Consider the following 14,039-nt stretch of genomic DNA (forward strand, 5'->3'; position numbering starts at 1 on the left):
AGATAAAAAGCGACGCTTGCGTCGCTTTTTTTATGCTATTTAAGGGAGAGGTAATGACTAAAGTAATCATCAATGTTGCTGTGGGTGTAATTAAAAAAAATAACAATGTGTTTATTTGTAAACGTGCAGATGAACAGCACCAAGGTGGCTTATGGGAATTTCCAGGCGGAAAAGTAGAGGCTGGGGAAAGTGTTTTTCAAGCACTGAAGCGCGAATTATTTGAAGAAGTAGGACTTACTATTCATAGCTCAAGCGAACTTGTCACTATAGAGCATGACTATGGCGATAAATGCGTACGACTTAATGTGCATGTGGTCAGTAACTTTAATGGTCAAGCTCATGGCGCAGAAGGGCAACCAAGCGAATGGGTAAGTATAGACGAACTTGATAACTATGATTTTCCTGCGGCCAATGTCGAGATTATCAGCGCCATAAAAGCAAAATACAGCTAATCCTACCTATACGTTTTGATTAAGCAACAAAAAAGCCAGTAAGTTTAACTTTCACTGGCTTTTTTATTATGCGAATTGCTATTACCAAATTTTGACGCGATTTTCAAGCTTGATATACATTTTATCACCCTCTTTAACATCAAACACTTGGTAAAATTCTGGCCTGTTCGACAAAATACCAATCACGCGATAATGACTTGGTGAATGTGAATCGCTCATTAAACGATTACGCAGAGCTTCATCGCGGTATTTACGACGCCAAACTTGCGACCAGCCCATAAAGAAGCGTTGGTCGCCCGTATAGCCTTCAATAATTGGTGCTTTCGAATTACCCAGCGATAGCTGATACGCTTTATAAGCGACGGTTAAGCCGCCTAAATCACCAATGTTTTCACCCAGTATCAGCTCACCATTAACGCTGGCATCTTCAAACGGTTTATATTGATTATACTGCACAACTAAGGCAGCACTTCGCTGTTCAAACTGCTTAAGGTCTGACTCGCTCCACCAATTACGCAAATTGCCATCACCGTCGTATTTTGCACCTTGATCATCAAAGCCATGGCCTAACTCATGGCCAATAACCGCACCAATAGCACCATAGTTAACCGCATCATCTGCTTCTAAATAAAAGAAAGGAGGCTGTAAAATCGCCGCAGGAGATACTGTTTCGTTATTCACTGGGTTGTAGTAAGCATTCCCTGTTTAATGCATCAACGGCTTACTTCCAAAGTGGCGCTTGTTCTTCAACACCGCGCAACGTGATGCTGTAAAAATTAAACTTCAAATCTACTAAATCTTTAGGGTAATTACTAACGAAATGGAATTTTAAGTAGTTTTGCCAAACCGTTAAGCCTGTATTTTTGAAAATGTCTGCAAATTTTTCAAAGTAACTTGGTTGGCGCACAATCAACTCTTGAGCATCAACACCAACTGCTTCAAAGTAAGCACTTAAATCAAAATCTCCCATTAACGTGTTAGCTTCAGCTACTGACATTTTATTATATGATTTTGTTGCATCACGGCTTTGCACTCGGCTCCACTGTGCATCAGCAAGTGTCGTTTCAAAGGCAAGTATCGCTTTGGCTGCATCAGTGGCATTATTAACGCCAGCTTTAGCTAAAATATCGGTAATATAGGTTTGATAAGCCGCGCGAATTTTTGTGAATTTTTCATCATCTTTTAAATAATAATCACGGTCAGGTAAACCAAGTCCCGCTTGATAGGCATAGAGCGCATTTTCACTTGAGTTTTTAGCGTCATTATTAACATACCAGCCAAAAGGAAGATCTCCGCCTTTAATTGTAGCCGTGCCACTAATGTGACCAACGCAGCTTTATCTTTCACTGTATCAATGCTTTTAATAGCTGGCTCAAGTGGTAACATCCCTAACTCTTCACGTGTATTTTCAACCATATAACTGTGAGAACGACCCATAGTTTGACTTAGCGGCAGTCATGGTTATTTTTTTCATAAGAACTCCGTATGCTGATCGACATAAATACGTATTTCATTAAGCCTTAACGCATGCATGTAGCTTAATAAAATACACATTGCTAGCACCGAATATGAAGTACTGATCCGGCCTCATAAACCTGATCGATATAACAACAAAATCAAATATGTAACAAAGTATTTTAAAGCTAATAAAACAAACCGAGGAAGGAGCTAAGTGGTATTTAACTAAGGTTTATTTTTGCCATGTAAAGCTAAGCGCTGAAGCTTTTCTTTTAATGACGGTGGAGCAGAGTCGGCGATCGCATTTAAATAATCAGCCGTTTGTGCACTCATTTTAAGCGAGTTAGTTGTTTTATCATCAGCAATTTTAGGGCGGGCATTTAATCGTTGCGTTGCCTGTGGATTGGCGGTAATTTTTATTTGCCCAAGCTCAGCCATACCTGCTGCTCTAAAATGAGATTGCATATCCATTTTCAAATAATTAAGCCTTAGCGCAATAGGGGCTGAGACGGCTTCTATCATTAAGGTGCCATCGCGGTAATTACTCACTCGGCATTTATCACCTAGTTTAGGGCCTAAAAAATCTCGCAACAATTGTTGTTGTGTATCCAGAGCTTGGCTTTTTCCCGCATAGGCCGCTAAACGGTTGTTAAGCCCCGCCATAATGTCGGTTAACGGTTTTGGCGCATATCTATCTTTAGCCATATCACACCTTAAAGACATCGTTTAGATCTGCTTAAATTCAGCGTGGCTGAATTTAAGCAAACAAAAATGGGCTAAGCCCCTGCTACTTGCATTTGTTCAATCAGCACTGAGCCCGTTTGAATACCGCCGCGTCGCTCAATATCACCACCAATGGCTGTAATACCTTTGAACATATCTTTTAAATTACCAGCAATCGTAATTTCACTTACTGGGTATTGTATTTCACCATTTTCAATCCAAAAACCAGCCGCACCGCGAGAGTAGTCACCCGTTACAGTATTCACACCCTGCCCCATAAGTTCCGTAACCAATAAGCCCGTACCCATGGTTTTTAATAATGCGGCTAAATCTTGATGCGTTTGTTCTACTAACCAATTATGGATACCGCCAGCATGTCCTGTTGGCGTCATATTCATTTTACGCGCTGCATAGCTTGCTAGTAAATACGTTTGCAGCTCACCACCGAGTATTATCTCTCTGTCGAGCGTTTTAACCCCCTCGCTATCAAATGGCGATGATGCTAAGCCTTTAAGTAAGTGCGGACGCTCTGAAATATTAACCGTTTTGCTAAATACCTGCGTGCCTAAGCTATCCAATAAAAAGCTGGATTTACGATACAGTGCACCACCACCAATTGCTGATACCAAATGGCCAAACAATGAATTAGCAATATCAGCTCTAAAAATAACCGGCACTTTCATGGTGCCTAGTTTTTGGCTGTTTAGTTTTGCTAGGGTTTCTGCTGCGGCTTCAAGTCCAACACTTGCAGCATCTTTTAACCCCGCTTGATCGCGAGAAATCGTGTAGGCTGAATCGCGCTGCATATGCTCGCCCTCTTTACCTATCACCATAGTGCTTATGCTGTGGCGAGTACGTGGAAAGCCTGCAATTAAACCATGGCTGTTACCATATACTCGCAGCCCTTGATGCGATGAAAAGCTAGCACCATCAGAGTTCACAATTCGCTCATCGGCGTTTAATGCGGCTTGCTCTGCGGCGTGACATAAATCAATCCCTTGCTCTGGGCTTACATCCCAAGGGTGAAATAAGTCTAAATCTTTAGGGGAAAACTCAAGCAGTTCTTTATCAGCAATGCCATTACATGGATCGTCTGAGGTGAATTTAGCAATATCGATGGCTTTTTCGACCACAGCACGTAATGTTTTAGGATTTAAATCAGCCGTTGATGCCGAGCCTTTGTTATTGCCAACATACACGCTAATACCTAAACCACCGTCTTGATTAAACTCAATGGTTTCTACCTCCCCCATGCGCGTACTTACCGACAGCCCCGAAGTGCTAGACATAGCCGCTTCTGCAGCGGTAGCACCTAGTTTTTTAGCATGTTCAAGTACTTCTGATACAGCGTCTTTTACTTGAGAGATTTGCGAATAAATTGGATCTTGGTGTTGGCTTTTCATAAATTCTGTCCTGAGCCCTAAAGGCCATATTGCACACATTTTTTATATTTAAATGCTAACACACTCACTGCACCACATCAGCTAATATTAATCACTAAAAGAATCGCGTATAATAGATGAAGTTATTTTTATTTAAGAGCACCCCATGGCGAAGAAAAAAGGCAAGCCTGCTGAAATTGAAGAAGAAATTATATATGTATCAAAAAGTGAACTTAAGCGCGAAGCGCAAGAGTTTCATCAGTTAGGATCTGAAATTGCCAAAATGGGTAAAAAGCAGCGTGAACGCCTGCCGCTCAATGATGACTTAAAAGAAGCAATGGTGGTTGCTGATAAAATAAGTAATAAAAGTGATGCCTACCGCCGACATTTAAATTACATCGCAAAAACCCTTCGTACGGTAGAAAATATTGAAGAAATTAAAGCGATCATTGATGTCATGCTTAATAAAAATAACCAAGCTGAGGTTATGATCAAAAAAATTGAGCAACTGCGCAGTGATTTAATTGAACAAGGCGATGACTTAATCAACGAAACAATTGAACAATATCCAGCTCTTGAGCGCCAAAAAATGCGCCAAATGGTGCGTAATGCTGCCAAAGAAGTAAAAGCTGAAAAACCAGCGAGAAGCTACAAAGAGTTATTTCAGTACTTAAAAGACGCCATAATGTAACGCAGCCGCGTTATATATTAAAAAGGTGCTGCGGCACCTTTTTTTGTTGTAGATCAAAACCTCCTCCCCTTTGCTTTTTTACAATACGCAGCAACTTAAAAGATAAGGTGCGCGTGATGATTAAACTTCCTCAATGGGATCAAACTTTAATAAACAAATACAATGTATCGGGCCCGCGTTACACGTCTTACCCGACCGCGCTTTCGTTAGCTGATGGTTATCAGCAACAAGATTTGATTAGCGCTATTGAATCATCGCAAACCCGTTCGTTGTCTTTATATATTCATATTCCTTTTTGTAGTCAGCTTTGTTATTACTGTGGCTGTAATAAAGTCATTACTCGCCACCAATCTAAAGCCGATACCTACCTAGACTTTTTAGCTAAAGAAATTGCAGCACAAGCACCGCTGTTTCAAGATTATCGGGTTGAGCAATTACATTTGGGGGGCGGCACACCAACTTTTTTAACCGCAGCGCAAATGACGCGCTTAGTAAAACTGCTAGAGCAACACTTTAACTTTAGCGATACCTGCGAGCGCGGTATCGAAATCGACCCTCGCTCACTGGCTGACAATATGCTGGTTGATTTAAGCGAGTTGGGGTTTAATCGTGTGTCATTTGGTATTCAAGATTTTAATGATCAGGTTCAGCTGGCTGTTAATCGCCCTCAGCATGTTGATGAGGTAAAGCAATTAATTACCCAAGCAAAACAGTTGGGCTTTAAATCAATTAATGCTGATATGATTTATGGCCTGCCACTACAAACACCTGAGAGCTTTACGCAAACGATTGAGCAACTTATTGCCTTAGGCCCTGATCGCGTTTCAGTGTTTAACTATGCTCATTTACCTGATCGTTTTGCCGCCCAACGTAAAATTAAAGACGCCGATTTACCCAGTGCGCATAATAAGCTCACCATGTTTAAAAATACCCTAGAGCAAATGACGCAGGCGGGCTATCAATTTATAGGTATGGATCACTTTGCAAAAGTTGATAATGAGCTAGCCATTGCACAAAATACGGATCAGCTGCATCGTAATTTTCAAGGCTACACCACTCATGGCGAGTGCGACTTATTGGGCTTAGGTGTCTCGTCTATTTCGCAAATAGGCACAGCGATATTACAAAATAAAAAAGAGTTAAAACATTATTATCAAGCAGTTGATGAGCAAGCAGGCAGTGCCATTAATAAAGGCATGCATTTAACCCAAGATGATCTTATTCGCGCCGATGCGATTAAGCAGCTTATTTGCCAGTTTGAGCTTGATATGAGCGTATTCGCTAACAGACATAAAATCAGCTTTAATGACTACTTTCAAGATGCTTTAGAGGCACTCGCACCATTAATTGCCGATGAAATGGTAACAATAGAAAACAACCTAATTAGCGTAACACCAAAAGGGAATTTATTTATTCGTATTATTTGTATGTGCTTTGATGCGCATTTACAAAAACAGATAAATGCCACTCGCTTCTCACGCGTTATATAATTTAAAACTAGCACGTATAAAAAAAGCAGACCAAGGTCTGCTTTTTTATATATGCCGTAAAATCTAAGCGCTAGTTAAAAACCACGTTTTCGCTGCCTTGGGCTGCTTTAAACTCAACAATAATTTTTTTACAGTCAGCTTCAATTTCATCACTCAGTGATTCTTCTGCACGCCAGCGCGCCGTGTCTTGCTTAAAAATTTCTTTTTTAGCGTACTTTTTGCGCGAATCATGGGTTGGCATTTCTTTTACCACGTCGTACATTTTATAAATACCCGGGTATGCACTCGTTAGGTCGCGCTCAGTATCAAAACTATATTGCGACATAAGCACCCAAATACGTAAGCACCCCTCAGAATAATCACATTGCTTTTCATTCATAGCACGTGCAATTAAATGAATACTATCGGCTAACTTCGCATTACGCTTTAAACGCGACTGTTTTAGCTTTTGCTGTTGCTCTGCCTGTTTTTTGCTAATTAGCTTTTTTTGCACATTTAGCTTGTAGAGCAACTGACCCGCATAAAATGCCAAGCCCGCTATAATAGCAGCACCTACAACTAAGGCTAAGATCACTGCTGTACTCATTGCGTGTCCTTATTACTTATCTTCGTCGTCATCTAGCCATTCATTTGCTAGATCGTTTGATAGGTATTGATCAAAGTCTGAATTACTGTCTTCATCGCTGAAGTCATCTTCAAACTCTTCTTCATCTTCAATGCCTAATAATTTACAAAGCACTTGGTGACGCGCTATGCGGCTATTGAAGTATTTTGCATCTTTACCCGTTAGCATTTCACCTTGCTCATGACGCTCAACTAATTTAAGTAAGCGCTCATCATTTTCAAGGGCTTCTAACTCTTGTTCAGGCGTTAATTCTGGTTCAACGGCCTTTTTAAGCTCTGCTACAGGTTTAAGGTTACGTTTCATTTCGATTTTTGGTTCAGCAGCAGGTGCAACTAATGGCACTGCTTTTTTACTACCAACGCGTTTATCTTTAGCAGCCGAACCTGCTTTTTGAGTTTCATTACTCACTGCATCCGGTGCATTACGTGAACCAGGCTTAGCGCCCTTAGTTTTTTTAACACGTTGCTCTTTCAATGCGCGCATTTCTTTAAGCTTATCTTGGCTTAAACGAACGGGACCATTTGATGGAATTTTACGTGACTTTTTCTTTCTACTCATATCTTGATCGTCTCACTTAAGAGGTTTTGAGCGAGGCGCAACTCAATGGGCATCGCGGTGCTGGCCTAGCCAGGAGAATTCAGTTTGGGCGTTTTGCGCGCCAAAGCACAGTTAAGGTACTTTTTTTAAACGGGGGGTATTGTAACAGGACAAATAAAAAGGCGGTAGAGAAAACATCTCTACCGCCTACTAATCTGAGCGCCATTATATGGACACTTCTCCCTTCGACTTTTTAGTCTTTATTGTTTTTATTATTATTTTCTATCCGTATTTTTATTATTTATCTTCCGTGTAGCATTCCATTTTGTTTTTATTATTAAACTTCCATGAGTATTTTATTATTTTCGGTCTTCCTAACACTTTTTTGATATTTCCTTTGGTAGCACACTCTATGTGCTATTCAGTCGTGCCGCGCTACTATCCTTATAACGTTTTCCTATTTGTTATTGTTTTTGCGACAGGGGTTAATTTACTCGTTAATAATTTTGTTACAACTAATTTATATCTTTTTTCTTGTACTACATATTACAAAAAACACTAAAAAATATAAATTACAATAAGTTACATTAAAAAATAAAAATAAAATGAGACTTTTCTTACATTAAAGCATGGTCAATGTCTTACAAGGGGAGGAGCTTTATCGGTCACGGCAAGCACAAAAAAAGCAGCCAAGGCTGCTTTTTATCTATTTAACATTGTATTATGTTAACAACATCTAAATAAATACGACTTTAGTGTAGTCCACCAAGGTATTTAGAGAGTGTTTCAATGTCTTTATCTGTTAGTTTCTTTGCAATGTCTTGCATAACACCGTTTAGGTCGTTATTACGAACACCATCTCTGAACTGTTCAAGTTGTGACTTGATGTATTCTGGATGTTGAAAAGAAATTTTTGGAAATTTAGCAAGTGAAGAGCCATTACCACGCGGACCATGACAAGCCGCACATGACGGAATACCGCGTTCAGCGTCACCCGCTTTATACAGCATGGCACCTGTTTCTTGAACATCTTTCGGTGTAGCACCTTCAGACATGTTCAAAGAAGCAAAGTAAGCAGCCAAGTCTTTCATATCCTGATCGCTCAATGGCATTGCCATGCCGCTCATTACTGCATTCATACGACCTTCTTTACCGCCCGAAGTCATACCTAATTTAAATTCAGTAAGTTGCTTATAGGTGTAATCTGCGTGTTGACCTGCAATTTTTGGGTAGATGTTAACCGGCGCATTACCGTCTGGGCCGTGACAAGCCGCACACGTTGCTGATTTTTCTTTACCTGCGTTTACATCGCCATCAAATGCTGTTGCGTTGCTTGCTGACAACGCACCAAGCAATATAGTTAAAGATAGTGCTATTTTTTTCATGGTGAATTCTCTGTTTCCGACCCTGTATCATCTACAATATGGATGTTGTGATTTTTATATTCTACACGATATTAAATTCTCTGGCACGTTTTCTACACACATTAAACCTATAAATTATAGGGTTTTGAGTAAAATTAAACGCTAAGCCAGTTAAAATGTACTGTCAGCAATGATCTTACATGCTCAAATACACTTTTTAATAGCTACTTTATAGTATAAAATACGCGCCACGGGTGAATTTGGTTTACCCAATGTTATTTTTTTAAGTTTTAGGAGAGCCTGTGCTCAAATCTCGTATCAAGTATAACACTGCGTCTTTTGTTACAAGCGCGCCAGACATCACTAAATTACCTGCTGATACGGGAATTGAAGTCGCGTTTGCCGGTCGCTCTAATGCAGGTAAATCAAGTGCGCTAAATGCCCTAACCGATCAAAAGTTAGCACGAACCAGTAAAACACCCGGCCGTACTCAGCTGATCAACACCTTTGAACTTGCCGATGTAGATAATATGCGCCTAATTGACCTACCTGGCTATGGGTTTGCAAAAGTGCCGATTGAAATGAAAAAGAAATGGCAAAAATCGCTAGGCGAATACCTGCAAAAACGTCAAAGTTTAAAAGGTATTGTGGTATTAATGGATATTCGTCATCCATTAAAAGATTTAGACCGCGACTTAATTAATTGGGCTGTAGGCAGTGAAATTCCGGTATTGGCACTATTAACTAAAGCCGATAAGCTAAAGCAAGGTCCGCGTAAATCACAAGTTCTTAGCGTACGTCGTGAGTTAAGTGAATTAGATGGCGATATTACGGTTCATGCATTTTCATCACTTAAAGGCACCGGCTTACCAGAAGTCGCTAAAAAGCTAGATGAGTGGTATTTAGGCCCAATCGTGGCCGTTCCACCTGCTGATTTAGTAGCGCCAGATAGCGAATAATTACTGTAAGTAAAATTTCTGCTGTGCGGAAGTAATAAAATAGCCGAGCTCATCTGTTTCGGCTATTTCAGCCCACTGATAAAACACATTTCGCGCAACTCGCGCAAAGCAGCCGTAGGGTAACTGCATATAAGGCACGGCAGCGCCTTTGTAGTCATTGATATAAAGTGAATCAGGACGACTTAATAACCATGTACGGTTTAAGTTATCAATACAACAAATAACACTTCCCTCTGATGTCTTTTCACTATGCCAATTTACAATAATAAAAGGCGCATCCTTCACCTCAATCGCGATTTTTTCTACGGGTGTTTTTAAGTAAAACTGCCCATCTTCGTTGCATAATACACTCGCAAAAAGTTTCACCATTGATTGACGAGTAATTTCACTACCTGCGTAAAACCATTTACCTTGCTCATCAATCAATAATGGTAACTGCCCGCAATGAGCGGGCTGCCATTGTTCAAAAGGTTTGCTTGGCTCGCTGAGTTGCTTACTAAGCTCGTTAAGTGAAATCACTGTTTTTTAAATGTCAGTGCAAAAGTAACTGGCACGGCAGTAGCAATTGAAGGTAATCCGGCTAATTTTTGTAACTGCATTATTCCATCAGTGACTTTAAAGTCATCGCTATTGATAATGATAGGGGTAAATGATGCCACACTTAAATCACCATTTTCTGCACTACTGACAAGTACATCAATAGTCAGAGGCTGTTTATGGCCGTGAAAGTCTAATTCTGCATTGATACCTTTTAATAAATGCTGACCAGGTTGTTTAATAAGTGACAATTTTTTAGATAAATCAGTTGTTAATGTAGCATGTGTAAATGTATCAGATTCAAACAATATTTTACTTAGACGCTCGTTACGAATAGGGATAAAGGTTTCAGCTGATGTTAAATCAACTTTCACATTAAACTGACCTTTTTCGCTCAGTTGCCCTTTTAGTTGAGTAAAGTGATTAGCTTCAGCAATGCTGTTACTTTTAATAGAGACAAAACTTAACTGGCTTTTATCATTAAGTAATTGCCAGTTTGCCGATGCAAAACCTGAAACCATTAAACATGATATTGATAAACCCGTTACAAATAACTTCTTAAACATGACGTACTCCTAAAATAAAAAGAATTATACCTTGGTAAATAATACTTTGATCAGCCTGACTGAAAATCATTAATGACTGCGTGATAAAACGCAAAGTAGAGTGATGGTATCACTTGAAACACTAAGTGCAATTAGAGAATAAAGTTAACAAATGTAAGGCTATAAAAAACGACCCATCAAATATATGATGGGCCGATATAGCAAACTGGGGAGAAGCTATCAATACGTTGCATCTTTCGATGCATCATCAACAGGATGTCCTACAGGATGAGGACGGGCGGCACTTTACCAAAAGCAAGTGTAAAAATACAAGCATATTATTGATAATCGTAGCGAATTGACGAACCTCTAACGATTTAATACAAACTGCTGTTTAATTTAACTTTTTTTTAACCTGCAAGATAAAGAAAAAGCGCCTAGCGGCGCTTTATGATTCTCTTTTTGAACTCTGTATTTGGCCTATATTAAAACCAGTACAGTAGCGCTAAATTAGTGTGCTTGTTCCCAGTTATCACCTTCGTCAGCTTCAACAATAAGTGGTACATCTAACTGCGCCGCTTGTGACATCAGCTCACAAATCTGTTTGGTATATTGCTCAGTACATTCTGTTTTAATCTCAAATACCAATTCATCATGTACTTGCATGAGCAACTTAACTGTATTAGGTGCTTGCTGATTAACCCAAGCATGCACGCTTAACATCGCTTTTTTAATAATATCAGCCGCAGTGCCTTGCATCGGTGCATTAATTGCTGCGCGCTCAGCGCCTTTGCGACGAGCGCCATTGCGCGCATTTATTTCTGGTAAATGTAAGCGACGGCCAAAAATTGTTTCTACATAGCCATTTTCGGCCGCTTTCTCACGCGTTGTTTCCATGTATTCTAAAACACCTGGAAAACGCTCAAAATATTTATCAATATAATGCTGCGCTTCATGGCGAGGTACATCAAGTTGACGTGCTAAGCCAAATGCCGACATACCATAAATTAAGCCAAAGTTTACCGCTTTAGCTTTACGGCGCATATCTGATGTTACTTCCTCTAGCTCAACCCCAAATACTTCAGCGGCCGTTGCACTATGGACATCTAAACCATTGGCAAATGCACTCAACAATCCTTTATCTTGTGAAAGATGCGCCATAATACGTAGCTCTATTTGGCTGTAATCGGCAGCCATAATTTTATATCCATCGGCGGCAATAAAAGCTTCACGAATACGACGCCCTTCCTCTGAACGAATAGGGATATTTTGTAAATTAGGATCACTTGAACTTAATCGACCCGTTGCTGTTACCGCTTGGTGATAAGAAGTATGCACTCGTCCAGTTTGTTCATTTACTATCAAGGGTAATTTATCGGTGTAAGTTGATTTTAATTTTGATAATCCACGGTGCTCAATAATCACTTTAGGCAGCGGGTAATCATGCGCTAACTCTTGCAGTACTTCTTCTGCCGTAGAAGGCGCGCCTTTAGGTGTTTTTTTGATAACGGGCAATTCGAGCTTTTCAAATAACAGCACCTGTAGTTGCTTTGGTGAGCTTAAGTTAAACGGTTCGCCCGCTATTTCAAACGCTTCTTTTTCAAGCTCAAGTAATCGCTCACCTAAACGTTGGCTATGTGCCGCTAACATGTTGCTGTCGATAGCAACACCGGTGCGCTCTATATCAGAAATAACACTTACTAGTGGCATTTCTATATCTTCAAACACCGATTTTAGTTTTTCATCCGCTTCAAGTTTCGGCCATAACACTTGGTGCAAACGCAAAGTAATATCGGCATCTTCAGCGGCATAAGGCGCTGCTTTTTCAAGTTCTATTTGATTAAATGTAAGCTGCTTTTTACCTTTACCAGCAATATCTTCAAAGCTAATATTTTTGTGGCCTAAGTATTTAAGCGCCAACGAGTCCATATCATGACGGGTGCCTACGCTATTAAATACATAAGACTCCAACATAGTGTCGAACTTAATACCATTTAATTCATAACCGGCATTGGCAAGCACGCTTTTATCGTATTTTAGATTTTGACCTACTTTAGCTTTATTTTCATCTGCTAATATCGGCCCCAACTTTTGCATCACAAATTCAAGGCTTAGCTGCTCAGGCGCACCGGGATAATCATGTGCTATTGGTAAGTAAGCCGCTTCGCCTGCTTTAACCGCAAAGCTCATACCGACCAATTGCGCTTTCATATACTCTAAACTGGTTGTTTCTGTATCAAAAGCAAATAGCTCAGCTTCATTAAGCTGCGCTATTAACGCGTCAAACTGGGCTTGCGTTAAAATCGTTTCATAGTGCGCATCTTCAACTTTTGGCAGCTCATTCTCTTGCGTTGGTACTGCTAAATGTGTGTCGGCATCTTTTGGGTTGTCTAGCAATTCAGCTAGCCAACGACGAAACTCACATTCACCGTATAAGGCAATTAATTCGTCTTTATTCGGTGTTTGTAATTTAAAAGTATCAAGATCAGATTCAACCTCAACATCACATTTAATAGTGGCAAGCTCATAGCTTAACGGTAAATGATCAATCGCTTTTGCCAGTTTCTCGCCTATTTTACCTTTTATATCAGAAGCATTATCAATTACGCCCTGAAGCGATCCGTACTTTTGTAACCATTTAACTGCTGTTTTAGGCCCGCACCCCTCAACGCCAGGAATATTATCTACTTTGTCGCCCATTAAAGCTAAATAATCGATAATAAGTTCAGGTCCAACACCAAACTTTTCAACCACAGTTTCGGGATCTGAAATACTGTCGGTCATGGTATTAATCAAGGTTACATGCTCATTGACCAACTGCGCCATATCTTTATCACCAGTCGATACCAGCACATGACGTTGTTGCTCAGAGGCGATGCGTGCAAAAGTACCGATTACGTCATCGGCTTCCACGCCCTCAATACTAATTAACGGAAAACCCATTGCTTTGATAATACTGTGCAGCGGCGCTATTTGAGTACGCAGATCATCAGGCATTGGCGGACGGTTAGCTTTATACTCACTGTACATATCATTTCTGAAGGTTTTACCTTTGGCGTCAAATACCACCACCATATGTGAGGGATCATATTGTTTGATCAAACTTTTAAGCATGTTTACCACGCCATAAATGGCACCGGTGGCCTCACCCTTAGAGTTCGTTAGATGTGGTGGTGAATGATAAGCACGAAACAAATATGAAGAGCCATCAACTAAAATAAGCGGGTTTTCGGGGATCTGAGCCATGGTAAAATTGGATCCTAAATACAAAAAAGT

General features: G+C 40.1%; 12 protein-coding genes and 1 pseudogene. 4 read left to right on the forward strand and 9 right to left on the reverse strand.

The window, feature by feature from the left end; genetic code table 11:
* Positions 1 to 53 precede the first annotated feature (53 nt).
* The gene (gene mutT / locus KG708_RS09770) at positions 54 to 452 is read left to right on the forward strand and encodes an 8-oxo-dGTP diphosphatase MutT (RefSeq protein ID WP_213609262.1); all 399 of its coding nucleotides are present in this window, start codon (positions 54 to 56) and stop codon (positions 450 to 452) included.
* An 81-nt stretch (positions 453 to 533) separates the two neighbouring features.
* Here mutT and KG708_RS09775 read toward each other — a convergent pair.
* The 3 genes and pseudogenes from KG708_RS09775 to pmbA all read right to left on the reverse strand — a co-directional run.
* Positions 534 to 1,889 (reverse strand): annotated as a pseudogene (locus KG708_RS09775) (M13 family metallopeptidase); the annotation flags it as partial.
* A 246-nt stretch (positions 1,890 to 2,135) separates the two neighbouring features.
* The gene (locus KG708_RS09780; RefSeq protein WP_213609264.1) at positions 2,136 to 2,615 is read right to left on the reverse strand and encodes a DUF721 domain-containing protein; all 480 of its coding nucleotides are present in this window, start codon (positions 2,613 to 2,615) and stop codon (positions 2,136 to 2,138) included.
* A 71-nt stretch (positions 2,616 to 2,686) separates the two neighbouring features.
* The gene (gene pmbA / locus KG708_RS09785) at positions 2,687 to 4,036 is read right to left on the reverse strand and encodes a metalloprotease PmbA (protein ID WP_213609266.1); all 1,350 of its coding nucleotides are present in this window, start codon (positions 4,034 to 4,036) and stop codon (positions 2,687 to 2,689) included.
* 145 nt (positions 4,037 to 4,181) lie between these two features.
* On the opposite strand from pmbA, the gene yjgA reads away from it, so the two are divergent.
* Positions 4,182 to 4,706, forward strand: a complete 525-nt coding sequence (gene yjgA, locus KG708_RS09790; RefSeq protein WP_013463882.1) for a ribosome biogenesis factor YjgA — start codon at positions 4,182 to 4,184, stop codon at positions 4,704 to 4,706.
* A gap of 116 nt (positions 4,707 to 4,822) precedes the next feature.
* Positions 4,823 to 6,196 (forward strand): oxygen-independent coproporphyrinogen III oxidase, encoded by a 1,374-nt coding sequence (hemN, locus tag KG708_RS09795; protein ID WP_213609268.1) that lies wholly within the window; start codon positions 4,823 to 4,825, stop codon positions 6,194 to 6,196.
* 70 nt (positions 6,197 to 6,266) lie between these two features.
* Here the strand turns inward: hemN and KG708_RS09800 are convergent, their stop codons facing one another.
* From KG708_RS09800 to KG708_RS09810, 3 genes are all read right to left on the reverse strand, one after another.
* Entirely contained in the window at positions 6,267 to 6,782 is a 516-nt protein-coding gene (locus tag KG708_RS09800) for a DUF2489 domain-containing protein (RefSeq protein WP_024602131.1), read from the reverse strand.
* A gap of 12 nt (positions 6,783 to 6,794) precedes the next feature.
* Positions 6,795 to 7,379, reverse strand: a complete 585-nt coding sequence (yihI, locus tag KG708_RS09805; RefSeq protein WP_213609270.1) for a Der GTPase-activating protein YihI — start codon at positions 7,377 to 7,379, stop codon at positions 6,795 to 6,797.
* A gap of 731 nt (positions 7,380 to 8,110) precedes the next feature.
* Entirely contained in the window at positions 8,111 to 8,743 is a 633-nt protein-coding gene (locus KG708_RS09810) for a c-type cytochrome (RefSeq protein WP_213609272.1), read from the reverse strand.
* 281 nt (positions 8,744 to 9,024) lie between these two features.
* Between KG708_RS09810 and yihA the strand changes: the two genes are divergently transcribed.
* Positions 9,025 to 9,681, forward strand: coding sequence for a ribosome biogenesis GTP-binding protein YihA/YsxC (gene yihA / locus KG708_RS09815; RefSeq protein ID WP_013463876.1), 657 nt, complete (start codon positions 9,025 to 9,027; stop codon positions 9,679 to 9,681).
* Here the strand turns inward: yihA and KG708_RS09820 are convergent, their stop codons facing one another.
* The 3 genes from KG708_RS09820 to polA form a co-directional block, all read right to left on the reverse strand.
* Positions 9,682 to 10,200 carry a DUF1285 domain-containing protein gene (locus KG708_RS09820; RefSeq protein ID WP_213609274.1) on the reverse strand — a complete coding sequence of 173 codons (519 nt, stop codon included), beginning with the start codon at positions 10,198 to 10,200 and terminating at the stop codon, positions 9,682 to 9,684.
* Entirely contained in the window at positions 10,197 to 10,784 is a 588-nt protein-coding gene (locus KG708_RS09825; RefSeq protein ID WP_213609276.1) for a YceI family protein, read from the reverse strand. Before KG708_RS09825 ends, KG708_RS09820 begins: the two co-directional genes overlap by 4 nt.
* A 489-nt stretch (positions 10,785 to 11,273) precedes the next feature.
* A complete protein-coding gene (gene polA / locus KG708_RS09830) occupies positions 11,274 to 14,009 on the reverse strand; it encodes a DNA polymerase I (protein ID WP_213609278.1) in 2,736 nt (911 codons plus the stop codon).
* Between the last annotated feature and the right edge of the window lie 30 nt (positions 14,010 to 14,039).

The organism is Pseudoalteromonas sp. (genome assembly GCF_018402495.1).
Classification (GTDB): Bacteria; Pseudomonadota; Gammaproteobacteria; order Enterobacterales; family Alteromonadaceae; genus Pseudoalteromonas.